The sequence below is a fragment of the Saccharothrix longispora genome (assembly GCF_030852425.1).
Taxonomy (GTDB): domain Bacteria; phylum Actinomycetota; class Actinomycetes; order Mycobacteriales; family Pseudonocardiaceae; genus Actinosynnema; species Actinosynnema longispora.
In genome coordinates this window covers 451,259-474,360 of the sequence record NZ_NSDM01000001.1, presented here as the reverse complement: position 1 = coordinate 474,360, position 23,102 = coordinate 451,259, and the positions used below count along the sequence as shown (strand labels likewise).

The window sequence follows — 23,102 nt, the reverse complement described above, 5'->3', positions numbered from 1 at the left end:
GGAACCGACAGGGGTGCGGCTTCGTCCAACCTCAGGCCCGGTTCACGCGGTCGTTGGTAGCCTCGGACCGGGACCGACCAGTCACCGACCGTACGGGGGTAGGACGTCGTGGCAGAGGAGAACGGCCTACTGGGTGCCGTCGCCGGCATAGGCGGAGCCATCGGCAAGGCGGTCGGCGAGGTGTTCGCGGCGGAGAAGCGCCTGAGCGACACGATGGCCTCGGGCCCCGGCTCCAGCCAGAAGTTCGAGGTCTCCAAGGAGACGGTCCTTCAGGCAGGCAAGATCATCAATGATCAGATCGATGTGTTGCGCACCAGTTACCGGGCGGCCGGACGTGACCTCAGGGTTCGCCTCGGGGGCCTCGACGAGCTGAACAAGGACATCGCCGAAGCCTGGAACGACCGACTGGTCGATCACGATGATTCGTACGCGATGCGTGTTCAGATGTACATCGACAGCCTCAGCGGTCTCGTGGAGCAGTTGCGCGCCACGGCGAAGCAGTACGGGCACACCGAAGAAGAAGTGGTGGCGGCTATGGGGGCAGCGGGTGCATCGCAGCAGTAGAGCTCTCGTCGCGATCGTCGCGGTCGGTGCGCTTCTCTCCGGCTGCACGGCCGAAGAACCTGGTGATCCGAGTCCGCAACCGACACCCACCGGTGGTTCCTCCGGGTCGACATCCGGTTCGTCGAAGCCGACCGTCGAATTTCCGGCTCGACCGGTCGAGATCAAGCTCGATGACGTTGCCGACGCCTGTCAGTCACTCACTGCGGAACAACAAAAGCAGCTGAAGATCGACGAAGCGATCAGTGAGCCCCAAGACGTCATCGATGGCAAGGATTCGCCGGGGTGCAGCTTCCAGGGCAACTCCCGACCGTTGTTCAGCTACGAGGTCACGCTGATCGCCGACGAGGGTATCGGGTACTGGGAAGGCCCGAGCAATCTCGAGATCGAGCAGAAGACCGTTGCCGGGTTCGGTGCCTACGAAGTCCGGCTGGCAGGCACTTCCAAGTTCGACTGCGCCTTGGCGGTGGACGTGGCTGACGGGCAGCAGTTGTTCGTCTCGTTCCTGCCCATCGGCGAGGGGTTCACTCAGGACCAGATGTGCGAGAACGCGGCCAAGGGTGCGGAAATGGCCCTGACGACGTTGCAGACCTTGAAGTAAGGGGGAGGCATGAGCTTCAAGCAGATCACCGACCACCGCTTCGAGGGATACAGCAACGGTGCGTTGGCCGGCTTGGTCCAGCAGTTTCAGAGCGGCGACGCGGCCCAGCGGTTCAGCGATGCCTCGCACGCGTTGCGCCAGCTCGCGGCGACGTTGGACGAGACCGACGAGACGTTGCGCAACGAGCTGAAGAAGCTCGGCATCAACTGGCAGGGTGCGGCCGGTGACAACGCCGGGAAGGCGGTCACCGTGTCGGCTGACGTGGCCGCGTCCGGCACCGATGCCGCCAAGCAGAACTCCAAGGCCACCGCCGTGCAGGGGGCCAACTACAGCCAGACCCGCAACAGCATGCCGGAGCCCGCCACGTTGCAGGGCGACACGGAGACGAACTTCTGGGACGACGCGGGCGGCTTCTTCGGGTACGAGACCGACCACGCGAAAGAGGTCAAGGCGACCCAGGCCGCGCGCGAGCAGACAATCCGCGGGCTCGACCAGTACACCGAGGCGAGCCGCGACGCGCTCAACCAGTACCAGGGCATGAACAAGCCGCCGCAGTTCGACGTGACGTCCGCGTCCAGCGTCAGCACGCCGGTGGCGCCGGCGATCCAGCCCGGTGGCGGGATCGCGGGTGTGCCGGGGGTCGTGCCCGGGGCGCTGCCCGGTGGCGGGGTCGGCGGTGTGCCCGGCGGTGGCACGGTCGGGTTGCCGCCGCAGCTGCCCGGTGGTGGCCTGCCCGGTGGTGGCCTGCCCGGTGGTCTTCCCGGCGGTGCTGTCACGGGGATCGCGCCCACCGTGCCCGGTGGCGGCTCGGCGGTGCTGCCGCCCGCCGGGCTGGGCAAGGTCGGCGGGTCGAACCTCGGGCTGGGGCTCGGGTTGGGCCTCGCCGGTGGTGCGGCGCTCGGGTTGGCGGCCGGTGCCGCGCGCGGGGCGCGGGTCGTGCGCAACCCGTCCGGCGGCGGTGTGCCCGCGGGGGCCAAGGTGCCCGAGGGCGCGGCCGGCGGGAAGGGCGGTTCCGGCGGGGCCGGCTCCGTCCCGAAGGGCGGTGTGCCCGGTGTGCCCGGTGGCGCGTTGACCGGCAAGCCCGGTGTCTCGGCCACGATCGGCATGATCGACCCGGACGAGCGCGCGCCCGGTCGTCCCGGCGCCGCGGGTGCAGGCGCGGGTGCAGGCGCGGGCAAGGGCGTCGGCGCGGGGATGATGCAGCCCGCCGCCACCGCGAGGGGTGGTCAGGGCGAGGAGGACGAGGAGCACGTGCGCAAGTACGGCGTGGACTCCGACGACGTCTTCGGTGACGAGCGGATGGTCGTGCAGTCGGTCATCGGCGACGAGCCCGAGAAGAAGTGAAGTGAGCACGGTCGTCCTGTCGACCCTGGAGTTCGACGTCGCGTGGGAAGGCGAGCGGCTCGCCAGGCGCAGTGTCGCGCTGGACGTGCCCAGTCCCGGTGTCACGCACACCGAGCGGGCCGCGCTGGTGGACCGGGCCTGGCAGTCGCTCGCCGCACGCGGGTTGGCCGCGAACCGGCGGTTGACGCCCGAGTTGGCCGACGCGTTCGCGCTGCTCGCCAACCCGCAGGTGTCGATCGACCTGTGGGTGTGGGTGGACCGCCGCAAGATCAAGGGGCTCGCGGCGTCCGCCGGTGAGGACGGGCTGCTCGCCGTCGTCGACGGCGACGAGGTGTGGCTGATCGAGGCGCGCGCCAGTGCGCTCGCCGAGGCGGCCGTGTCCGTCGCCGGGGAGGTGCCCGCCGGGTACGGGCGGTCGATCAGCCTGCCGAACGACGTGCTGCGCAAGGCGTCCGACGAGGCCGGCCGGGACGCCGAGAAGCTGGTGCTGTCGCTGGAGCGGCACGGGTTGCCGCTGCACGAGGCGCAGGAGTTGGCCGCCATGTGCGACGGGATGAGCACGCGCGGCCAGTTCGGCGCCGAACGCGCCCGGCCCGGTGGACCCCCCGTCCGGGCCTCGCGGGTGGTGGCGTGGCACGACACCCCGTCCGGTCGGTACCTGCACCTGGTGCGGCCCAGTTCGGACGGGCGCGAGTGGAGCACGATCACGCCCATCGACAACGCCCGGCTCGCGGCCTGCGTCTGGGAGCTGCTCCAGGAGGTCTGAGCGCTTCCAGGGGGGTACTGGGGGTGCTCCAGGGGGGTGTCCGGTGGAACCTCCCCGTTCCACGTGACGTCAATCGGGTGCGGGCCTGGGGGGCCAAGCACTGCCCGCCGTCCTTCGGGAGTGACGTTCGGTGACCAACGCTACGCTCAGCGCTACCGCGTTCCGCACGGCATGGGAACACCTCGACCTCGGCGCCATGCCGATCGTCCTGCACGTCCAGGACGACCCCGCACCGTGGAGCCACCTGACCGCGCAGGGTCTGGCCCGCGGCGCGGAACTCGACCCGTGGCTGGGGGCCGCCTTCAAACTGCTCGCCTACCCGCCGAGATCGGTGGACCTGCGGCTCGGGATCGGCAGCACGGCCGTGCGCGCGCTCGCCGCGTCCACGGGGACCGGCTCGCTGCTGGCCGTGCTCAGGGGGGACCTGCTCTCCGTGCGCGAGGCGGGGCACGACCTGTCCACCGCGCTCGTCGGCCTGCTGCCCCGGCAGCCGGACGGGACGGTCGGCGCGCCGGACCTGCGGGGCCAGTTCGGGGCCGCGGCGATCGACCGGACCGGGCGGCGACGCCGGGCGACCGACGTGGTCGACTTCCACGGGCCGGTGGACGCCGGCGGGTTGCGCCGGAGGATCGCCGGGCTGCTGGACGAATTCCGCGAGTAGCCGAGGGCGCGGGTGTGACCGGGGTCCTGGGATGGCAGGGCCCCGGGCGGCAGGGGTTAGCCTGGCTCGCATGGTGGGTGTCGCGGCTCGTGCGGATGTTCCTCCCTTCCACGTGATGGAGGTGCTGTCGGCCGCCGCGCGTCGGCAGCGGACGCACGGGGACGTCGTGTCGTTGGCCGCCGGGCAGCCGTCCAGCCCCGCGCCGACCCCCGTGCTGGAGGCGGCGCAGCGGGCCTTGCGAGAGCAGCCGTTGGGCTACACCGAGCAGCTCGGCATCGCCGAGCTGCGCGAGGCGTTGGCCGGGCACTACGACCGGCAGTACGGGCTCGCGGTGTCGCCCGACGACGTGGTCGTCACGACCGGCTCGTCCGGGGCCTTCCTGTTGGCCTTCCTCGCCTCCTTCGACGCGGGTGACCGGGTGGCGCTCGCGCGACCCGGCTACCCCGCTTACCGGAACATCCTGCGGGCACTGGGCTGTGAGGTCGTCGAACTGCCGTGCGGGCCGGAGACGCGCTTCCAGCCGACCGTCGCGATGCTGGAGGCGGCGGGGCGGCTCGACGGGCTGGTCGTGGCCAGCCCGGCCAACCCGACCGGCACCGTGCTCGCCCCCGACGAGCTGCGCGGGCTCGCCGAGTGGTGCGCGGGGCGCGGCGTGCGGCTCGTCAGCGACGAGATCTACCACGGCATCAGCTACGGCACGCCCCTCGCCTGCTCGTGGGAGACCTCCCGGGACACCATCGTCGTCAACTCCTTCTCCAAGGCGTTCGCCATGACCGGCTGGCGGCTGGGGTGGATGCTGCTGCCGCCCGACCTGCGTCGGGCCGTGGACCGGCTCACGGGCAACTTCACGCTCTGCCCGCCCGCCCTCGCCCAGCACGCGGCCGTCGCGGCGTTCGAGCCCGAGTCGTACGCGCAGGCCGAACGCCTGGTCGAGGGGTACCGCCTCAACCGGGACGTGCTGCTCAAGGGCCTGGCGGACCTCGGCATCGACGAGGTGGCCCCCGCCGACGGCGCCTTCTACGCCTACGCCGACGTCTCGCACCTCACGACCGACTCGATGGACTTCTGCCGCCGCCTGCTCGACGACACGGGCGTCGCGATCGTGCCCGGGATCGACTTCGACCCCGTGCGCGGGCACGAGTTCATCCGGATGTCCTTCGCCGGGGCCGGCCACGACATCGAGGAGGCGTTGCGGCGGATCGGCGGGTGGTTGTCGTCGTCATGACGACGGTTGTACCCGTGGGGCCGGCCGGTGGGGGGAACTCGCGGCCGGTGTGGCTCGTTCGTGTGGCATGGGTCGAATAATCCTGTGGCTGCTCGCCGCCTGGGTCGTGATCACGATCGCCGGAGCGGTCATCGAGGGCGTCTTCTGGCTCGCCGTGATCGGCGGCGTGCTGTTCCTCGGCACCGCCGCGTACGGCGCGATCAAGACCAACCGCCGCAAGGGCATCAAGGGGCCGTAGCTCCCCGGTAACTGGTAAAACAGCGAACCGGCGTTCACCATGGTGCGGTGTCGGAGACTGATGAGCGCCGCCTCGCCCATTGGGAGCGGCGCGTCGAGTGGCCCCTGACCGGCCTCGCCGTGCTGTTCCTGGTGGCCTACGCCTGGCAGGTCCTCGACGACCGCGCGACCCCCGGCCTGCACGGCGCGCTGGAGGTCGTCCTCTGGTTCGTGTGGCTCGTCTTCGCGGTCGACTACCTGGCGCGGCTCGTGATCGCGGTCGACAAGCGCAGGTTCGTGACCACCCACCTCTTCGACCTGCTCGCGGTGGTGCTGCCGGTGGTCCGCCAGTTGCGCGTGCTGCGCCTGCTCACCGTGCTCAAGCTGCTCAACCGCCGGTACGCGGGCCGGGTCCGGCAGCGCATCGGCGTCTACGTCGCGGCCGTCACGACCCTGGTCGGCCTGTGCGCCTCGCTCGCCGTCCTGGACGCCGAGCGCCGCCACCCCGACGCCTCGATCACCACCTTCGGCGACGCCGCGTGGTGGGTGCTCACCACCATCACCACCGTCGGCTACGGCGACCGCTACCCCGTGACCTGGGAGGGACGGCTGGTCGCCGCGCTGCTCATGGTCGGCGGCATCGCCCTGATCGGTGTCGTCACGGGCACCATCGCGTCCTGGATCGTCGAGCGGCTCAGCGGCGTCGAGGAGTCGGTCACCGCGGCCGAGCAGGCCGCCGCGACCGAGCTCCGCCAGGTCAGGGCGGAGTTGGCCGCGCTGCGCGAGGAACTGCGCGAGGAGCTACGGGCCGAGCACCGACCGGGCGTGTGAGCTGCCCTGCCACAGCACGCCCGTCAGCCCCGCCGCGTTCGCCCCGTCCACGTTGACCTGCCGGTCGTCGAAGAACACGCAGTCGCGCGGGTCCGCGCCGATCCGCTCGGCCAGCGCGGCGAAGATCCGCGGGTCGGGCTTCGCCACGCCCAGGTCGCCGGAGAACACCAGGTGCCGGAAGTGCCGGGTCCACGGCTCGCGCTCGGCCACCCGGGCGAACGTCGCCGAGGCGTTCGACAGCAGCGCCAGCGGCACCCCCTCCGACGCCAGGTCCGCCAGCAGCTCCAGCACCGACGGGTCCGGCCGCAGCCAGCCGCGCACGTCCACGTCCGTCAACCGCGCGGACATCGCCTCGTCCACCTCGACGCCCAGCAGCGCGCCCACGGCCCGCCAGTACACCAGGTCGGGCGCGCCGCTGTCGTAGTCGTGGCGCGGTTCCCAGTAGGCCGCCGCGAAGTCCTCGACGGGCGCCCCGAGCAGGGACGCCAGCTCGGGCAGCGCACCGGTCGGCTGCGAGATCACCTCGCCGTAGTCGAACACCACCCAGCGCACGTCAGCTCGCCGACCCGATGCGCCGCAGCGCCTCGACCACGTCGTCCGCGCCCACGTCCCGGTGCGTCACGAACCTCACCTTGCCCGACATCGGTCCCGCGTGCACCCCCAGGTGCCGCAGCCCGGCGAGCGTCACGTCCAGGTCCGGCACGCCCGCCAGCACGATGTTCGTCTCCGGCTCGTCCACCTGCCAGCCCAGCTCGGCGAGGCCCTTGGCGAGCGCCTTGGCGTTGGCGTGGTCCTGCGCGAGGTCGTCGACCCGGTCCAGCCCGACCAGGCCCGCGGCGGCCAGCACGCCGCCCTGCCGCACGCCGCCGCCCAGCATCTTGCGCACCCGCCGCGCCTCGGCGACGAACAGCGCCGACCCGGCGACGACCGACCCGACCGGCGCGCCCAGCCCCTTGGACAGGCACACCTGCACGGTGTCCACGCCGACCGCCAGCGCCGCGGGCGGCAGGCCCAGGGCGACGGCGGCGTTCCACAGCCGGGCGCCGTCCAGGTGCACCCGCAGCCCGGTCTCGCGCGCGGCCGACACCAGCAGCGCGTGCTCGTCGGGCTGGGTGACCGAGCCACCCGCCGAGTTGTGCGTGTTCTCCAGGCACAACAGGGTCGTGCGCAGCGCGTAGTACGGCCCCGAGGCGCCCGCCGCGGCGCGCACCGCGTCCGGCGACGCGCGTCCCGGACCGGCGTCGCACTCCAGCGGGTGCGGCATCCCGCCCGCGATGAACGCGGCCGTGCCCAGCTCGCTGTCCAGCACGTGCGCGCCGCGCGGCGCCAGGAACCGGTCGCCCGGCCGCAGGTGCACGGTGAGCGCGATGAGGTTGCCCATGGACCCCGTGGGCACCCACAGCGCCGCCTCCACGCCGAGCAGCTCGGCGACGCGGTCCTCCAGCAGTCTCATCGTCGGGTCGTGGTCGAGGACGTCGTCGGCGACCTCGGCGCGCGACATGGCCAGTCTCATGGCCTCGTCCGGTTGGGTCACGGTGTCCGACCGGAAGTCCAGCGGCGGGAGCGTGGTCACGAATGGATCACATCACACCGGGCAAGTCCCCACCCAGCCGCGTCGGCGGTACGACGATGGGGGGTGACGCAAGTCTCGGTCGACGGGCGTGCAACCGTTGGCCGTCCCGGTTCCGTCCGGTAGGTGCAAGCACGACGAGCGGAGAGAGTCCGCGTGGATCAGCGCGACGAGCAGGAGTTCGCGGAGTACTTCGTGGCTCGCCGGGAGGCCGTGCGCCGAACGGCGTTCCTGCTCTGTGGTGACTGGCACCGGGCGGACGACCTCGCGCAGACCGCGTTCGTCGCGCTGCACCGCAGGTGGCGGAAGGTCCGGGACAAGCAGGCCCTGGACGCCTACGTCCGCCGCAGCGTGGTGCGCGCGGTGATCGACGAGTCCCGGCGGCCGTGGCGGCGGGAGCGGTTCGTGGACCAGGTCCCGGACACGCCCGCGACCGACGGCGAGGTCGCCGACTCGGTGGCGACGCGCGAGACCCTGGTCGCGGGCTTGCGGCGGGTGCCGCCCAGGCAGCGGGCGGTGCTCGTGCTCAGGTTCCTGGAGGGCCTGGACGTCTCGGCGACCGCGGAGGCGCTCGGGTGCTCGGAGGGCACGGTCAAGAGCCAGACCTCCCGGGGACTGGAAGCCCTGCGCGAAGCGCTCGGCGATGCGATCGACGACTTGCGGCCCGCGTCGTGAACGGGAGGTGGAGGTAGGTGGACGAGCAGAAGCTCTCGGAGCTGTTCCGCGACGCGACCCGCGACGCGCCGCCCGCGTCCTTCGACGTGGGTGAGGTCCGGGCGGCGTCCGCGCGGGCGACCGCGCGGCGCAGGTCGGCCGTGGCGCTCGGCTCCGCGCTCGCCGTCGTGCTGGTGTTCGGCGGCGTCGTCGTCTCGGCGAACCTGTTCGAGAACACCGCGGGCGACACCGCCGCGGCGGTGTCCGCGGAGGGGGTCCCGTCCCCTGACGTCACCCGGTTCGGTGAAGCCCAGGCGCCCGCGCTGCCCGAGGACGCCGCACCGGACCGGAGCGGCGGGATGCCGCCCAGGAGCGTCCCCGACGACCCGTCCACGCAGGGGGACGAGCCGTTGGGGACAGCCGACCGGCCAACGGTCGGCCGCACCCCCGGTGGGTGCGTCGAGGTGGACCGGGAGCTCGCCGTCGCCCTCGCCGACGAGCTCCCGGTCGCCCGGGGCCTCCAGCCCGCCCCGGCCGCCGCGAACTGCCCGGTGGGCGCGCGCGGCGCGAGCTACCTGGTCCGCGACGGCGGGACCACCGGCACGGTGTCCGTCGTCGTCGCGCCCGCGGGCACGTCCGACCTGGCGGTGGCCCCGTCGGTGCGGTTCCAGAGCTCGCCCACGCCGGGCGGCGAGGAGCTGTACGTGCTCAGCGAGCCGGCGGCGGGGTCGGCGGTCGCGCCGTTCGCGGACGAGCTGGCGTCGCTGGCGCAGCGGCTCGGGGACCGGTCCTAGGGCGGCACTAGTACCTTCCCTGCAATGACAGCCGCTACGCCGAAGGGCGAACGCCGCCGCCAGGCGCTGGTCGAGGCCGCCGCCGGCCTCCTGGCCACCGGTGGCTTCGACGCGATCCGGCACCGCGCCGTCGCCGAGCGCGCGGGGCTGCCGCTGGCCTCGACCACGTACTACTTCGACTCGCTGGAGGACCTGGTCACCGCCGCGCTGGAGCACCACGGCAACGCCGAGCTGGCCTACGGCAAGGCCCGGCTCGACGAGCTGGACCCGGGGGGCTGCAACGGCGACGCGCTCATCGACCTGGTGCTCGACCTGCTGCTCGGGCCGGTCGGCGAGGGCGACGCGGAGGCCGTGCTGCTGCGCTACGAGCGCCTCGTGGCCACCGGCCGGCGGCCCTACCTCCGGCCGCTGATGCGGCGGATGTCCGTGCAGCTGCACGACCTGCTGTTCGACATCTTCACCCGCACCGGTCAGCCGGTCACCCGCGAGCGGGTCGAGGAGCTCATCGCGCTGGTCGACGGCGCCGTCGTGAACGCCCTGATCGAGATCAGCCCGGACCCGCGCGCCGCCGCCCGGCGCATGCTCGAGAAGTCGATGCAACCCCGGTGACCCCCGACCGCGTTCAGGAGGTGGGGGCGCGGAAGGGGATGGCATGCGCAAGGCCGAGGAGCAGGGGTTCCGGGAGTTCGCGGTGGGGCACGCGGCCTCACTGCGGCGAACGGCGTACCTGTTCTGCGGTGACTGGCACATGGCCGAGGACCTGATGCAGGCGAGCCTGCTCAAGCTCTACCAGGCGTGGCACCGCATCGAGTGGCGCGACAACGCCTCGGCCTACGCCCGCAAGGTCCTGCTGCGCACGTGGCTCGACGAGAAGCGCCGGCCGTGGCGGCGGGCGGAGCAGCGCGACGGCCAGGTGCCGGACGTGGCGGACACGTCGGCCGACCCGGACCGGGCCGGTGAGCGGCTGTGGGCGCGCGACCTCGTGCACGCGGCGCTGCTGCACGTGCCGCCGAGGCAGCGCGTCGTGCTCGTGCTGCGCTACTTCGAAGACCTGCCGGTGGCCGAGGTCGCGGTGGCGATGGGGTGCACCGAGGGCACGGTCAAGAGCCAGACCGCGCGCGGGCTCGTGGCGCTGCGCGCCGCCGTCGAGGAACTGGAGCGGGGGGCGGTGGTGGCCTCGTGAGCGAGGCGGAGATCAGGGAGGGGCTGCGCGCCGCGGTCGGGGACGAGCCGCCCCTGGACTTCGACCCGGACGAGCTGATCGCCCGCGCCCGGCACGCCCGGAAGAGGCGTCGTGCGCTGGTGGCGGTGGGCGCGGCGACGCTGGTGTTGACCGGGACGGTGCTGTCGCTGCCGGGTGTGCTCGACCGGCATGCGGCGGTCGAGGTGGCCTCGGGGGGACCGGTGCTGACGACCACGGTCCAGCCGCCCCCGTCGTCGTCGGTGACGGCGCCGCCCGTCGCGCCGGACGGCGACCGGGACCTCCGGCCGTCGCGGTGGGGGCCGCCCGCCACCACCGTGACCGGGGAGCCCCGGCGCAGCGGGACCGAGGTGTTCCTGGCGCAGCACTTCGGCGCCCTGTTCGGCCGGGTCGTGCCGGGGACCAAGGTGGTCGAGGTGGCCTTCGACGACAACGGCGGGCAGGGTGACGCCCGGTTCGTCAGCGGGCTGCTCCAGTTCCGCGACGCCGAGGGCACCAGCGGGGTGTCGGTGCAGCTCGGCGGCGGGGCGTCGGCGATGAGCCCGGTCGAGTTCTGCAGGACGGTCACGTGCGTGATGTCCCAGGAGCAGCCGGACGGCAGCCGCGTGGATGTCGCCACCGGCGACGGCGGCCCGGAGGGCACGGCCGTGCTGTCGGCGGCGCACTTCCGCGTCGACGGCACCGTGGTGCAGGTCAACGCCTACAACTACGACCCGGCGCAGGGCGGCACGCTGCGCGGCACCGTGCCCCTGTCGCCGGAGCAGTTGGTCCGGCTGGCCATGGACCCGAAGGTGGCCCTGTTCTGACGTGCCCGGTTCCCGGCCCCGGCCGGCCGGCAAATATGCTGGTCACGTGACGGTCAAGCCCCGCATCGCCAATGTCCTCGCCGGTCGCTACGCCTCAGCGGAGCTGGCCACGCTGTGGTCCGCCGAGCACAAGGTCGTGCTGGAGCGGCAGTTGTGGCTCGCCGTGCTGCGGGCGCAGGCCGAACTGGGCGTCGACGTGCCGGCGGAGGCCGTCGCCGACTACGAGCGGGTCGTCGACCAGGTCGACCTGGCGTCCATCGCCGAGCGCGAGCGGGTCACCAGGCACGACGTGAAGGCGCGCATCGAGGAGTTCAACGCCCTCGCCGGGCACGAGCACGTGCACAAGGGCATGACCTCGCGCGACCTCACCGAGAACGTCGAGCAGCTCCAGGTCCTGCGCTCGCTGGAGCACGTGCGGGGCAAGACCGCCGCGGTCCTCGGCCGCCTCGCGCGCCGCGCCGCCGAGCACGCCGACCTCGTCGTGGCCGGTCGGTCCCACAACGTCGCCGCCCAGGCCACCACCCTCGGCAAGCGCTTCGCGACCGCCGCCGACGAGGTGCTCGTCGCGTTCCGACGGCTGGAGGAGCTGATCGCGCGGTACCCGCTGCGTGGCGTCAAGGGTCCCGTCGGCACCGCCCAGGACATGCTCGACCTGCTCGGCGGCGACCGGGACAAGCTGGTCGGGCTGGAGCGCGCGGTGGCCGGGCACCTCGGGTTCGAGCGGGTGCTGACCAGCGTCGGCCAGGTGTACCCGCGGTCGCTCGACTTCGACGTGGTGTCGACGCTCGTGCAGCTGGCGGCCGGGCCGTCGTCGCTGGCCAAGACCATCCGGCTGATGGCGGGCCACGAGCTGGTGACGGAGGGCTTCAAGCCCGGCCAGGTCGGCTCCAGCGCCATGCCGCACAAGATGAACACGCGTTCGTGCGAGCGCGTCAACGGGTTCGCGGTGATCCTGCGCGGCTACCTGTCGATGGTCGGCGAACTCGCGGGCGACCAGTGGAACGAGGGCGACGTGTCGTGCTCGGTCGTGCGCCGGGTCGCGCTGCCGGACGCGTTCTTCGCGCTCGACGGGCTCCTGGAGACGTTCCTGACGGTGCTCGACGAGTTCGGCGCCTACCCGGCCGTGGTGGCCCGCGAGCTGGACCGCTACCTGCCGTTCCTCGGCACGACGAAGGTGCTGATGGCGGCCGTGCGCGCGGGTGTGGGCCGGGAGACCGCGCACGAGGCGATCAAGGAGAACGCGGTCGGGGTGGCGCTCGCGATGCGCGAGCAGGGCCTGGCGGAGAACGACCTGCTGGACCGCCTCGCCGCCGACGACCGCCTGCCGCTCGACCGGGCCGCCCTGGACGCCCTGCTCGCCGACCGCCTGTCGTTCACCGGCGTGGCGGAGCAGCAGGTGGCCGACGTGGTGGCGCAGGTCGAGGACGTGCTGAAGGCGTTCCCGGCGGCGGCCGGCTACGTGCCGGAGCCGATCCTCTGACCGGCGCGGAGCGCGCCCGGACCGCTCAGCGGGCGCGCTCCCAGCGCAGGCGCTGACGCCGGCCGGGCTCGCAGACCAGCGCCCGCCCCGCCGGGTCCACCGCCGTCGCGCCCCGCTCCTCGCAGGGGAACCCCTCGATCGCCACCTCGTCGAACCCGGGTTCGGTCGTCGTCGGCGCCACGGTCGTGGGTTCCGGCGCGGGCGGCGGCTGGACGTCGACCGGCGGCGGGGGCGGGGCTTCGGTGGTCGCCCGCACGGTGGGTGGTGGCGGCGTCGTGGTGACCGGGCGCACGGAGATGCTGGCCACCGCCGGGACGGACGGGGGCGCCGTCGGGGAACTGGTGGCGACGGTGGGCACCTCCACCGGTTCCGGGACGGCCGTCGGCTTGCCGCACGCGCCCGTGAGCAGCAGGGCGAGCAGGCAGCTCCCCCCGACGACGGCCACTGGCGCCTTCCGATGGACCACGGGGAGCAGAGTAGGGGTAGCGGGTCCGGTACCCCAAGTGGCGGTGTCGCGGACGCACGCACGGAGTAGCGCTACAGCCTGCCCGCGTCGATGATCCTCTTCAGGAACTGCCTGGTGCGCGGGTGCTCCGGGTCGCCCAGGACCTGCGCGGGCGGGCCGGACTCGACCAGCTTCCCCCCGTCGAGGAACACCACCCGGTCGGCCACCTGGCGGGCGAACCCCATCTCGTGGGTCGCCATCAGGATCGTCCTCCCCTGCCCCGCCAGCTCCCTGACCAGCTCCAGCACCTCGCCGACGAGCTCCGGGTCCAGCGCGCTGGTGATCTCGTCCAGGAGCAGCAGGCGCGGCACGTGGGCCAGCGCGCGGGCGATCGCGACGCGTTGCTGCTGGCCGCCCGACAGCTGCTCGGGGTAACCGCGGGCGCGGTCGGCCAGGCCCACGCGGGCCAGCAGCTCCAGCGCGCTCCGCTCCGCGTCGGCCCGGGGCACGCCGTGCACGACGCGCGACGCGAGCGTGACGTTGTCGAGCACGGTCATGTGCGGGAACAGGTTGAACGCCTGGAACACGACGCCCATGCGCCGCCGCGCCACGTCGGCGTCCACCCTCGGGTCGGAGACGTCCACGCCGTCGAGCAGCACCTGGCCGTCGTCCACCTCCTCCAGCAGGTTCACGCACCGCAGCAGGGTCGACTTGCCCGACCCCGACGACCCGATCAGCGCCACCACCTCGTGCTCGCGCACGTCGAGGTCGATGCCGTCCAGCACCGTGCGGACCCCGTAGCGCTTCACCAGCCCGCGCACGGACAGCACCGGATCGGACAGCACCGGATCGGACGGCACAGGCTCGGTCATCGTCCCCCCTGTCGGCGTTCCACCCGGCGGCCCACGGCGTCGGCGAACCGGGCCGTCGGCACCGCGAGCAGCACGAACAGCAGCCCCGCCACCACGTACGGGGTGAAGTTGAACGCCCGGGACTGCTCGATCTGCGCCGCCCGCACCGCGTCCACCGCACCCAGCACGGAGATCAGCCCGCAGTCCTTCTGGAGCGCCACGAAGTCGTTCAGCAGCGCCGGCATGACCCGCCGCACCGCCTGCGGCAGCACGACCAGCCGCATGATCTTGCGCGGCGGCAGCCCGAGCGACCGGGCCGCCGCCACCTGCGACGGGTGCACCGACTCGATGCCCGCGCGGAACACCTCGGCCACGTACGCGGTGTAGGCGAGCACGAGCGCCAGGCCGCCGAGCACCACGTAGTCGTTCGGCACGCCCGTCAGCCGCAGCGCGGGCAACCCGAACCCGACCAGGTACAGCAGGATGATCAGCGGCAGCCCGCGGAACAGGTCCACGTACACCGTGGCCAGCGCGCGCAGCGGGAACCACACCGGGCTGCGCAGGGTGCGCAGCGCCGCCACGCCCAGCGCGAGCACGAGGATCAGCACCCCGCACACGGCCAGCACGCGCAGGTTCAGCCACAGCCCGTCGAGGATCGCGGGCAGCGACCGCCACGCGACCTCCACGTCGAAGAACGAGTCCCGGACGCGCGGCCAGCCGGGCGCGGTGGTGGTGGTCGCCACCGCCGCGGCGGCGAACACCACCGTGGACAGCAGCGCGACCAGCGTGGACCGCCGCGAGCGGGAACGCCGGTAGGCCAGGCGTTCCCGTTGCAGCTCGCTCGTCACTTCAGCTCGGGTGCCGTGCCCGCGGCCGACAGCCACTCCTGCTCGATCTTCGCCAGCGTGCCGTCGGCCCGCAGGTTCTCCACCGCGGTGGACACGCACGCGGTGAGCGGGCTGCCCTTGTCCAGCACGATGCCGAACTGCTCGGGCTTGCCGTCGCCGGCCGGGATCTGGCCCACGATCACGCCGTCCTCCAGCTCCGCCGAGGTGATGTAGAACGCGGTCGGCAGGTCCACCACCAGCGCGTCGATCTGCCCGGCGCGCAGGGCGGCCTTGGCGTCGTCGTTGGTGTTGTAGACGGCCACGTCCTGCGCCGGCTGGAGGCGCTTGGCGGCGTCGTAGCTGGTCGTGCCGACCTGGGCGCCGACCTTGACCTGCTTGAGCTCGGCGAGCGTCTTCACCGAGGCGGCCTTGGACGACTCCAGCGTGATCACGGCCTGGTCCACGTCGTAGTACGGCGCGGAGAAGTCGACGGCCTGCCTGCGCTCCTCGGTGATGGAGAACTCGGTGAGGTTGGCGTCGTAGGTCTTCCTGCCGGGCTGGATCGCCGCGTTGAACGGGACCCGCGTCCAGACGACCTCCTCCTTCGAGTACCCCAGCTCACCCGCGAGGGCGTAGGCCACCGCGGACTCGAAGCCCTTGCCGTTGGTCGGGTCGTCGTCCACGAACCACGGCTCGTAGACCGGCTGGTCCGTGCCGAAGGTGATCTTGCCCGGGGTCAGCGTCGCCAGGTTCGCCTTGTCGCAGGCGACCCCGTCGACCTGGTTGGTGGGCGGCGCGGCCTGCTCCTCGGGGGCGCAGGCGGTGACCGCGAAGAGGGCGGTGACGGCGAGTATCACTCCGGGTGCACGCATGGGGGAGATCTTGCCGCAGGTGGGAAGGGGTGCCCACGGAGCGGGACGAAGTAGGCTTCGGATCGTGCCCAAGCTCGCCGACTACCGGCAGGTCGCCGCAGGCAAGGTCCGCCAGGTCTACGAGGTGGACGACGACCTGCTCCTGTTCGTCGCCTCCGACCGGATCTCCGCCTACGACCACGTGCTCTCCACGGAGATCCCCGACAAGGGGCGCGTGCTCACCGCGATGAGCGTGTTCTGGTTCGAGAGGTTCGCGGACCTCGCGCCCAACCACCTGGTGGCGTGGGACGACCCGCGCATCCCCGACGAGGTGCGCGGCCGGGCGCTGCTCGTGCGCCGGCTCGACATGGTGCAGGTGGAGTGCGTCGCCCGCGGCTACCTCACCGGGTCCGGCATGGTCGAGTACCGGCGGGACGGCGCGGTGTGCGGCGTGGAGCTGCCCGAGGGCCTGGTCGAGGCGTCCGAGCTGGCGGAGCCGATCTTCACCCCGGCGACGAAGGCCGAGATCGGCGCGCACGACGAGAACGTGTCGTTCGAGCACGTCGTGGCGCAGGTGGGCGCCGACCTGGCCGGCCGGCTGCGGGACGCGACGCTCGCGATCTACGGCGCGGCCCGCGAGTACGCCCGGTCCCGGGGCGTGGTCCTGGCCGACACGAAGTTCGAGTTCGGCCTCGACCGCTCGGGCGCGCTGGTCCTCGGCGACGAGGTGCTGACGCCCGACTCGTCGCGCTACTGGCCCGCCGACGGCTACGCGCCCGGCCGCGTGCAGCCGTCGTTCGACAAGCAGTACGTCCGCGACTGGCTGACCTCGGACGCCTCGGGCTGGGACCGCGCGTCCGACACCCCGCCGCCCCCGCTGCCCGACGACGTCGTGGCCGCCACCCGCGCCCGGTACGTCGAGGCGTACGAGCGGATCACCGGGCTGTCCTTCGCCGACTGGCCGTCCGGCACGTCCTGAGCGGGGCACGCCGGAACTCGTGATTTCGCCCGATCCGCACCGGCGCGTCACCTCGTCGCCAAGCGGGCGACACGCCGGTGCGGCGCACTGGACCCATGGCCGCCCACCTCGTGGTTTCGCTGTCCGGCATCGGCTCCGACACGCTCGACCGGTGCGCCGACCTGGCCGACGCGCTGGACCGGCGGCACGTGCCGCTGTCCCTGCTCCTGGCCCCGCGCAAGGCCGTGCCCGGCGCGGTCCCCGACTGGGTCCGCACGCGCGTCGCCGCGGGTGACGCGCTGGTGCTGCACGGGTTCGACCACGCCGCCGACCCGACGCACCGGGCGGTGTCGCTGCGCCGCCGGGCCGAGTTCTCCGCGCTCCCCGCGCACGAGGCGGGCCTGCGGCTGGTCGCCGCGCGCGCCGGCCTCCAGCGGCTCGGCCTGGCCACCGACCTGTTCGCGCCGCCGTCGTGGCTCGCGTCACCGGGCACGCTGGTCGCGCTGCGCCGGCACCGGTTCGCGGTGTGCGCGGACATGGCGGGCGTGCGCGACCTGCGCACCGGCGACGTGCGGCCCGGCCGGGTGCGGATGGCCGTCGACCACTGGAGCCACCTGCTCGCGGTCGGCAGGTCGGCCCGGCGCGGCGGCCTGGTGCGGCTCGGCGTGGACGCCGCGTCGCTCGACCGGCTCGCGCCCGTGCTGCTGGAGGCCGTGGACCTGGCCCTGCACCACGGGGCCGCGCCGACCACCTACAGGGCCAACCCCTCCCCGCTGGGCGGCACGACGACCTCGACGCCGTCGGGCGCCGTGCCGGTCAGGACGCGGTAGTACACCGCCGGGTCGGCCAGGACCGCCTGGTGGATCGGCACCGCCTTGCGCGGGCCGACGGCGGCCAGGAAGTCCGCCGCGTCGGACAGCTTCATCCACGGCGCGGCCGTCGGCAGGCCCAGCACGTCGACCCGCTGCCGGGGCACGGCCAGCGAGTCGCCCGGGTGGTAGAACGCGCCGTCGTCGACGAGGTAGCCGACGTTCGCCGGCAGCGGGATCGCCGGGTGGACGACCTCGTGCGGCGCGTCGACGACGCGCACGGACGTGCCGCCGAACGCGAGCACCGCACCCGGCTCGGCCCGTCGCGCGCCGGCCAGGTCGAACGGCGCGAACAGCGCCGCCCCGGGGTTGGCCTCGCGCAGGGCGGGCAGCCGGTCGGGGTCGAGGTGGTCGGCGTGCTCGTGCGTGACGAGGACCGCGTCGAGCCCGGTCACCCGCTCGAAGCCGGACGAGAACGTGCCGGGGTCGAACAGGACGCGCGCGGAGCCGGTGTCGACCAGCAGGCAGGAGTGTCCGAAGTGGACGATTCCGTGGTGGGCCTCCTCACCGCACCGTTCTACCCCGGTTCAGCCGACCGCGCGCAGCAGTTCGTCCTCGACCTCCGGCGGCAGGCCGGCGCGGCGGTCGCGGTCCAGGCCCAGTCCCCGCTCGTGCTCCAGGGCGTCCGCGGCGGTCTCGGCGGTCGGCCGGACGCGCAGCCCGGCGGCCAGCGCGGGACCCGCGTCGCGGAACATCATCGACCGGTGGTCGGCCGGCAGCCACAGCGGCAACGACCGCGGCCCCGCCCACGGCTCCACGCCGTGCCGCGCCAGGACCTCCCCGGGGATGCGCACCAGCTCGGTGCCCGGCGGCGCCACCGCGCCCGCGACCTCCCCCAGGACCAGGCTCAACGGGTTGCTCGGCCCGACCGCGTCGTAGGTCCCGGCGAGCCGCCGCTCGGCCGCGTCCACCACCCACGCCGCGAGGTCGCGCACGTCCACGTGCTGCGCGGGCTGGTCGGGCGCGTCCGGCACGGCCACCCGCCCGCCCCGGCTGAGCCGGTTCGGCCAGTACCCGAACCGGTCGCTCCGGTCGCCGGGACCCGTGATCAGGCCGGCGCGGACGATGAACGCCCGGTCGCCGACGGCGTCGAGGACGGCGTTCTCACTGGCCACCTTGACCGCGCCGTACCGCTCGGGCGACATCGGCGCGCGGGGGTCGTCCTCCAGCGGCGCGAACGTCTCCGTGCTGCCGGGCGTGGCGTGGTCGGCGTAGACCGAGCAGCTGGAGATGAACGTCCAGTGGTCCGCGCCCACCGAGGACAGCGCGCCGCGCACCCAGCCGACCGACATGGTGGCCACGTCCACGACCGCGTCGAAGTGCGTGCCCTCCAGCTCGCCGAGCCCCGCGTTCCGGTCGACGGGCACGTGCACGGCCCCCGCGGGCACCGCCCCGGACTCCCCGCGCGCCGCGCACACCACGTCGTGCCCCCGCCGCACCGCCTCGGTCGCCGTCGCCCTGCCGAGGAAGACCGTGCCGCCGAGCACCAGCATCCGCATGGCCCCACCCTGGGACCGCCGGGGCGCGACCGCCAGCGGGTCAGCCGAAAGCGAACACGTGAACACACGTTCGGGCGGCGTTCGTGCAGGCCAACCGGTCGGGTGCCGATGAACGGCCGTGACAGTGCACGCCTTCGTCGACGAAGCACGGCGCAACGACACGTACTACCTCGCTTCGGCCGTGGTGGACCCGAGACATCCGACCGCGCTGCGGAGGCGGTTGCGTGGCCTGCTCCTGCCCGGTCGGCGAGGGCTGCACTTCAAGCACGAGAAGCCCGAGCGGCGTCGGGCGATCCTGTCCGTGCTGGTCGGGCTCGACGTGCGGGTCGACATCTACGGTGCCGGGTGTCGCCGGGACGAGGAGGGCACCAGGAGGGCGTGCCTGACCCGATTGGTGGGCGACTCGTTGGACGTCGAGGCCGGCAGGCTGGTGCTGGACAGCCGTTCGGGGCGCGACGAGCACGACGTCCACACCACTCGCATGGCCCTGGGCAAGCACGCCGAGGACGCCGGCCTGACGTACGAGCACTTCGACAGCACGGGCGACCCGCTGCTGTGGCCGGCCGACATCGCGGCCTGGAGCCACGGGGCGGGAGGTGACTGGGCGCGTCGGGTCGAGCCGATCATCGGCCCGGTGATCCGGCTGGACTTTCCCCGAGAAGCGCGAAGCACGGCCGCCGACCGTCCGGACGGGTGCCGTGCTCACTTCCTCGGCTTACGGGCCGAAGCTGATGCAAGGTCATCGGAACTCCGGCCCCGCATATCGATCACGATCGGGTGAAACGAGGTGAACGTGTGCCCCCCGCCACCTGTGAACTCGATGAACACCCAGCTCAGGTACCCTTCGCGAGTACCGCCAGTCCTCCTAGCTTGGAGCAGCCTGTCGTGGCCCGAGTCGTCGTCGACGTCATGCCGAAGCCCGAAATCCTCGACCCGCAGGGACAAGCGGTGGCCAACGCGCTGCCCCGTCTCGGGTTCGACGGGATCACCACTGTCCGCCAGGGCAAGCACTTCGAGCTGGAGGTCGCCGACGACGTCGACGACGCCACGCTCGCGAAGATCGCCGAGACGTTCCTCGCCAACCCGGTCATCGAGGACTGGGTCGTGAGGCGGGTCGAGGCATGAGGATCGGGGTCATCACCTTCCCGGGCACGCTGGACGACGTCGACGCGGAGCGCGCGGTCAGGTACGCGGACGGCGAGGCCGTTCCGCTGTGGCACGCGGACCACGACCTCAAGGGCGTCGACGCGGTCATCGTGCCCGGTGGCTTCTCCTACGGCGACTACCTGCGCTGCGGCGCCATCGCCCGGTTCGCCCCGGTGATGCAGGAGGTCGTCGAGGCCGCGAACAAGGGCATGCCGGTCCTGGGCATCTGCAACGGCTTCCAGATCCTGTGCGAGGCCCACCTGCTGCCCGGCGCGCTCGTGCGCAACTCGAAGCTGCACTTCGTGTGCCGCGACCAGTGGCTGACGGTCGAGAACAACGAGACCGCCTGGACGACCCGGTACGACCGGGGCGCCGAGATCCTGGTCCCGCTGAAGTCCGGCGAGGGCGGCTACCAGGCCGACCAGCGCACCCTGGACGAGCTGGAGGGCGAGGGCCGGGTGGTGTTCCGCTACGCGGGCGGGAACCCGAACGGCTCCCGCAACGGCATCGCGGGCATCACCAGCGCGAACGGGCGGGTCGTCGGCCTCATGCCGCACCCGGAGCACGCGATCGACGCGCTCACCGGCCCGACCGACGACGGCCTGGGCATGTTCCTCTCCCTCGTCGACTCGGTGGTGGGGGCATGACCGCGGAGATCCCCAAGGTCGACACCGTCAAGGACGCGGAGAGCACGCCGGACCAGGAGCAGCCCTACAAGGAGCTGGGCCTGAAGGACGACGAGTACGCCCGCATCAAGGAGATCCTGGGCCGCCGCCCCACGGACGCCGAGCTGGCGATGTACTCGGTGATGTGGAGCGAGCACTGCTCCTACAAGTCGTCCAAGGTGCACCTGAAGTACTTCGGCGAGACCACCACCGACGAGATGCGCGAGAAGATGCTCGCGGGCATCGGCGAGAACGCCGGCGTGGTCGACATCGGCGACGGCTGGGCGATCACCTTCAAGGCCGAGAGCCACAACCACCCGTCGTACGTCGAGCCGTACCAGGGCGCGGCGACGGGCGTGGGCGGCATCGTGCGCGACATCCTCGCGATGGGCGCGCGTCCGCTGGCCGTGATGGACCCGCTGCGCTTCGGCCCGGCCGACGCGCCGGACACCCGCCGCGTGCTGCCCGGGATCGTCGCGGGCGTCGGCGGCTACGGCAACTGCCTGGGCCTGCCGAACATCGGCGGCGAGGTCGTGTTCGACGCGACCTACGCGGGCAACCCGCTGGTCAACGCCCTGTGCGTGGGGGCCATGCGGGTCGAGGACCTGCACCTGGCGCACGCCTCGGGCACCGGCAACAAGGTCGTCCTGTTCGGCGCGCGGACCGGCCTCGACGGCATCGGCGGCGTGTCCGTGCTGGCGTCCGAGACGTTCGACGACACGGCGGGCGCGGGCAAGCGCAAGAAGCTGCCGAGCGTGCAGGTGGGCGACCCGTTCACCGAGAAGGTGCTCATCGAGTGCTGCCTGGAGCTGTTCGCCGAGCGCATCGTCGTCGGCATCCAGGACCTCGGCGGCGCCGGCCTGGCGTGCGCGACGTCCGAGCTGGCCAGCGCCGGTGACGGCGGCATGCACGTGTACCTGGAGCGGGTGCCGCTGCGCGCCACCGGCATGACGCCGGCGGAGATCCTGTCCAGCGAGTCGCAGGAGCGCATGTGCGCGGTCGTGCGGCCCGAGGACCTGGACGCGTTCATGGCGGTCTGCGCCAAGTGGGACGTCATCGCCACGGAGATCGGCGAGGTCACCGAGGGCGACCGGCTCGTCATCACCTGGCACGACGAGGTCGTGCTGGACGTCCCGCCGCGCACGGTCGCGCACGAGGGCCCGGTGTACGAGCGGCCGATCGAGCGCCCGGCCGACCAGGACGCCCTCCAGGCCGACGCCCCGGACCGGCTCCCGAAGCCGGCCGACGGCGAGCTGCTGGAGCTGGTCAAGACCATGGCGGCGTCGCCGAACCTGGCGTCGAAGCGGTGGGTCACCCAGCAGTACGACCGGTACGTGCGCGGCGGCACGGTGCTCGCCCAGCCGTCCGACTCGGGCATGATCCGCATCGACGAGTCGACGCACCGGGGCGTGGCGCTGGCCACCGACTGCAACGGCCGCTACACCAGGCTCGACCCGTACGCGGGCGCGCAGCTGGCGCTGGCCGAGGCGTACCGGAACGTGGCCACGTCCGGCGCCACGCCGGTCGCGGTGACGAACTGCCTGAACTTCGGCTCGCCCGAGGACCCGGGCGTGATGTGGCAGTTCGAGCAGGCCGTGAAGGGGCTGGCGGACGGCTGCGCCGAGCTGGGCATCCCGGTGACCGGCGGCAACGTCAGCTTCTACAACCAGACCGGTTCGACGGCGATCCTGCCGACGCCGGTGGTGGGCGTGCTGGGCGTGATCGACGACGTCCGCCGCCGCATCCCCACGGGGATCGGCGCGGAGGCCGGCGAGACGCTGCTGCTGCTCGGCGAGACGCGCGCGGAGTTCGGCGGCTCGGAGTGGGCGCACGTCGTCCACGGGCACCTGGGCGGCCTGCCGCCGAAGGTGGACCTGGCGCGCGAGAAGCTGCTCGGCGAGGTGCTGGTGGCGGGTTCGCGCGACGGGATGCTGTCCGCCGCGCACGACCTGTCCGACGGCGGCCTGGCGCAGGCGCTGGTCGAGACCTGCCTGATCGGCGAGGTGGGCGCCCGGGTGTTCCTGGAGGGCGACCTGTTCACCGAGCTGTTCAGCGAGTCCACGGCCCGCGTGCTGGTGGCCGTGCCGCGCACCGAGGAGCTGCGGTTCACCGACATGTGCACGGCGCGCGGCCTGCCGTGGCGCAAGGTCGGCGTGGTGGACCCGGAGTCCGGCTCGCTGGAGGTGCAGGGCCTCGGGGCGCTGCCGCTGGACGAGCTGCGCGAGGCGTGGGAGGGCACCCTCCCGGCGCTGTTCGACTGAGGTGACGGCGGGGTCGGCCG

At 73.0% G+C, this 23,102-nt stretch carries 28 protein-coding genes; 20 read left to right on the top strand and 8 right to left on the bottom strand.

The features are described 5' to 3' along the window. Window positions 1-108 precede the first annotated feature (108 nt). The 8 genes from CKY47_RS02495 (at window position 109) to CKY47_RS02460 (ending at window position 6,205) form a co-directional block, all read left to right on the top strand. Window positions 109-564 carry a hypothetical protein gene (locus CKY47_RS02495; RefSeq protein ID WP_306743941.1) on the top strand — a complete coding sequence of 152 codons (456 nt, stop codon included), beginning with the start codon at window positions 109-111 and terminating at the stop codon, window positions 562-564. Further along, the gene (locus CKY47_RS02490; protein WP_306743940.1) at window positions 548-1,162 is read left to right on the top strand and encodes a DUF3558 domain-containing protein; all 615 of its coding nucleotides are present in this window, start codon (window positions 548-550) and stop codon (window positions 1,160-1,162) included. The genes CKY47_RS02495 and CKY47_RS02490 overlap by 17 nt, the downstream gene beginning before the upstream one ends. Before the next feature lie 9 nt (window positions 1,163-1,171). Further along, a complete protein-coding gene (locus CKY47_RS02485; protein ID WP_306743939.1) occupies window positions 1,172-2,506 on the top strand; it encodes a PPE domain-containing protein in 1,335 nt (444 codons plus the stop codon). Window position 2,507: 1 nt separating this feature from the next. Then, window positions 2,508-3,272, top strand: coding sequence for an ESX secretion-associated protein EspG (locus CKY47_RS02480; protein ID WP_306743938.1), 765 nt, complete (start codon window positions 2,508-2,510; stop codon window positions 3,270-3,272). Between the two features lie 130 nt (window positions 3,273-3,402). Further along, window positions 3,403-3,933 carry an ESX secretion-associated protein EspG gene (locus CKY47_RS02475; protein WP_306743937.1) on the top strand — a complete coding sequence of 177 codons (531 nt, stop codon included), beginning with the start codon at window positions 3,403-3,405 and terminating at the stop codon, window positions 3,931-3,933. 70 nt (window positions 3,934-4,003) lie between these two features. Beyond that, a complete protein-coding gene (locus CKY47_RS02470; RefSeq protein WP_306743936.1) occupies window positions 4,004-5,158 on the top strand; it encodes a pyridoxal phosphate-dependent aminotransferase in 1,155 nt (384 codons plus the stop codon). Window positions 5,159-5,225: 67 nt separating this feature from the next. Then, window positions 5,226-5,396, top strand: coding sequence for a hypothetical protein (locus tag CKY47_RS02465; RefSeq protein ID WP_306743935.1), 171 nt, complete (start codon window positions 5,226-5,228; stop codon window positions 5,394-5,396). Between the two features lie 47 nt (window positions 5,397-5,443). Then, the gene (locus CKY47_RS02460; RefSeq protein WP_306743934.1) at window positions 5,444-6,205 is read left to right on the top strand and encodes a potassium channel family protein; all 762 of its coding nucleotides are present in this window, start codon (window positions 5,444-5,446) and stop codon (window positions 6,203-6,205) included. Here the strand turns inward: CKY47_RS02460 and CKY47_RS02455 are convergent. Further along, window positions 6,176-6,757 (bottom strand): HAD family hydrolase, encoded by a 582-nt coding sequence (locus CKY47_RS02455; RefSeq protein WP_306743933.1) that lies wholly within the window; start codon window positions 6,755-6,757, stop codon window positions 6,176-6,178. The two genes, CKY47_RS02460 and CKY47_RS02455, sit on opposite strands and share 30 nt — an antisense overlap. 1 nt (window position 6,758) lies before the next feature. Continuing rightward, the gene (locus CKY47_RS02450; protein WP_306743932.1) at window positions 6,759-7,778 is read right to left on the bottom strand and encodes a threonine aldolase family protein; all 1,020 of its coding nucleotides are present in this window, start codon (window positions 7,776-7,778) and stop codon (window positions 6,759-6,761) included. Window positions 7,779-7,931: 153 nt separating this feature from the next. Here CKY47_RS02450 and CKY47_RS02445 point away from each other — a divergent pair, with 153 nt between their 5' ends. Genes CKY47_RS02445 through purB form a run of 6 tightly spaced genes read left to right on the top strand, consistent with a single transcriptional unit; the run spans window position 7,932 to window position 12,710 of the window. Further along, window positions 7,932-8,450 (top strand): SigE family RNA polymerase sigma factor, encoded by a 519-nt coding sequence (locus CKY47_RS02445; protein WP_306743931.1) that lies wholly within the window; start codon window positions 7,932-7,934, stop codon window positions 8,448-8,450. Window positions 8,451-8,467: 17 nt separating this feature from the next. Further along, window positions 8,468-9,223 carry a hypothetical protein gene (locus CKY47_RS02440; RefSeq protein ID WP_306743930.1) on the top strand — a complete coding sequence of 252 codons (756 nt, stop codon included), beginning with the start codon at window positions 8,468-8,470 and terminating at the stop codon, window positions 9,221-9,223. Between the two features lie 24 nt (window positions 9,224-9,247). Further along, window positions 9,248-9,832 (top strand): TetR/AcrR family transcriptional regulator, encoded by a 585-nt coding sequence (locus tag CKY47_RS02435; protein ID WP_306743929.1) that lies wholly within the window; start codon window positions 9,248-9,250, stop codon window positions 9,830-9,832. A gap of 43 nt (window positions 9,833-9,875) precedes the next feature. Beyond that, on the top strand, window positions 9,876-10,406 hold the full coding sequence (locus CKY47_RS02430; RefSeq protein WP_306743928.1) for an RNA polymerase sigma factor: 531 nt from the start codon (window positions 9,876-9,878) through the stop codon (window positions 10,404-10,406). Then, a complete protein-coding gene (locus CKY47_RS02425; protein ID WP_306743927.1) occupies window positions 10,403-11,230 on the top strand; it encodes a hypothetical protein in 828 nt (275 codons plus the stop codon). The genes CKY47_RS02430 and CKY47_RS02425 overlap by 4 nt, the downstream gene beginning before the upstream one ends. A 46-nt stretch (window positions 11,231-11,276) precedes the next feature. Next, window positions 11,277-12,710: an adenylosuccinate lyase gene (gene purB / locus CKY47_RS02420; protein WP_306743926.1), complete on the top strand. Its 1,434-nt coding sequence runs from the start codon at window positions 11,277-11,279 to the stop codon at window positions 12,708-12,710. Between the two features lie 25 nt (window positions 12,711-12,735). Here purB and CKY47_RS02415 read toward each other — a convergent pair whose 3' ends face one another. The 4 genes from CKY47_RS02415 to CKY47_RS02400 form a co-directional block, all read right to left on the bottom strand. Then, the gene (locus CKY47_RS02415; protein WP_306743925.1) at window positions 12,736-13,176 is read right to left on the bottom strand and encodes a hypothetical protein; all 441 of its coding nucleotides are present in this window, start codon (window positions 13,174-13,176) and stop codon (window positions 12,736-12,738) included. 71 nt (window positions 13,177-13,247) lie between these two features. Further along, window positions 13,248-14,027 (bottom strand): amino acid ABC transporter ATP-binding protein, encoded by a 780-nt coding sequence (locus CKY47_RS02410; RefSeq protein WP_306743924.1) that lies wholly within the window; start codon window positions 14,025-14,027, stop codon window positions 13,248-13,250. Beyond that, window positions 14,024-14,854: an amino acid ABC transporter permease gene (locus tag CKY47_RS02405; protein WP_306743923.1), complete on the bottom strand. Its 831-nt coding sequence runs from the start codon at window positions 14,852-14,854 to the stop codon at window positions 14,024-14,026. Before CKY47_RS02405 ends, CKY47_RS02410 begins: the two co-directional genes overlap by 4 nt. Continuing rightward, window positions 14,851-15,705 carry an ABC transporter substrate-binding protein gene (locus tag CKY47_RS02400; RefSeq protein ID WP_306743922.1) on the bottom strand — a complete coding sequence of 285 codons (855 nt, stop codon included), beginning with the start codon at window positions 15,703-15,705 and terminating at the stop codon, window positions 14,851-14,853. Before CKY47_RS02400 ends, CKY47_RS02405 begins: the two co-directional genes overlap by 4 nt. A gap of 64 nt (window positions 15,706-15,769) precedes the next feature. Here CKY47_RS02400 and CKY47_RS02395 point away from each other — a divergent pair, with 64 nt between their 5' ends. Further along, entirely contained in the window at window positions 15,770-16,663 is an 894-nt protein-coding gene (locus CKY47_RS02395; RefSeq protein WP_306743921.1) for a phosphoribosylaminoimidazolesuccinocarboxamide synthase, read from the top strand. 95 nt (window positions 16,664-16,758) lie between these two features. Further along, a complete protein-coding gene (locus tag CKY47_RS02390) occupies window positions 16,759-17,472 on the top strand; it encodes a DUF2334 domain-containing protein (protein ID WP_306743920.1) in 714 nt (237 codons plus the stop codon). Here the strand turns inward: CKY47_RS02390 and CKY47_RS02385 are convergent. Both CKY47_RS02385 and CKY47_RS02380 read right to left on the bottom strand, forming a co-directional pair. Further along, complete coding sequence (locus CKY47_RS02385; protein WP_306744526.1) at window positions 17,394-17,999, bottom strand: MBL fold metallo-hydrolase; 606 nt, start codon at window positions 17,997-17,999, stop codon at window positions 17,394-17,396. The genes CKY47_RS02390 and CKY47_RS02385 overlap by 79 nt on opposite strands. Before the next feature lie 39 nt (window positions 18,000-18,038). Then, window positions 18,039-19,010 carry an NAD-dependent epimerase/dehydratase family protein gene (locus CKY47_RS02380; RefSeq protein WP_306743919.1) on the bottom strand — a complete coding sequence of 324 codons (972 nt, stop codon included), beginning with the start codon at window positions 19,008-19,010 and terminating at the stop codon, window positions 18,039-18,041. A gap of 118 nt (window positions 19,011-19,128) precedes the next feature. Here CKY47_RS02380 and CKY47_RS02375 point away from each other — a divergent pair, with 118 nt between their 5' ends. The 4 genes from CKY47_RS02375 to purL all read left to right on the top strand — a co-directional run bounded on the left by CKY47_RS02375 (window position 19,129) and on the right by purL (window position 23,082). Beyond that, on the top strand, window positions 19,129-19,791 hold the full coding sequence (locus CKY47_RS02375) for a hypothetical protein (protein WP_306743918.1): 663 nt from the start codon (window positions 19,129-19,131) through the stop codon (window positions 19,789-19,791). Between the two features lie 104 nt (window positions 19,792-19,895). After that, a complete protein-coding gene (purS, locus tag CKY47_RS02370) occupies window positions 19,896-20,135 on the top strand; it encodes a phosphoribosylformylglycinamidine synthase subunit PurS (protein WP_306743917.1) in 240 nt (79 codons plus the stop codon). After that, a complete protein-coding gene (gene purQ / locus CKY47_RS02365) occupies window positions 20,132-20,803 on the top strand; it encodes a phosphoribosylformylglycinamidine synthase subunit PurQ (RefSeq protein ID WP_306743916.1) in 672 nt (223 codons plus the stop codon). The genes purS and purQ overlap by 4 nt, the downstream gene beginning before the upstream one ends. Next, a complete protein-coding gene (gene purL / locus CKY47_RS02360) occupies window positions 20,800-23,082 on the top strand; it encodes a phosphoribosylformylglycinamidine synthase subunit PurL (protein WP_306743915.1) in 2,283 nt (760 codons plus the stop codon). Before purQ ends, purL begins: the two co-directional genes overlap by 4 nt. The last annotated feature ends 20 nt before the right edge of the window (window positions 23,083-23,102 follow it).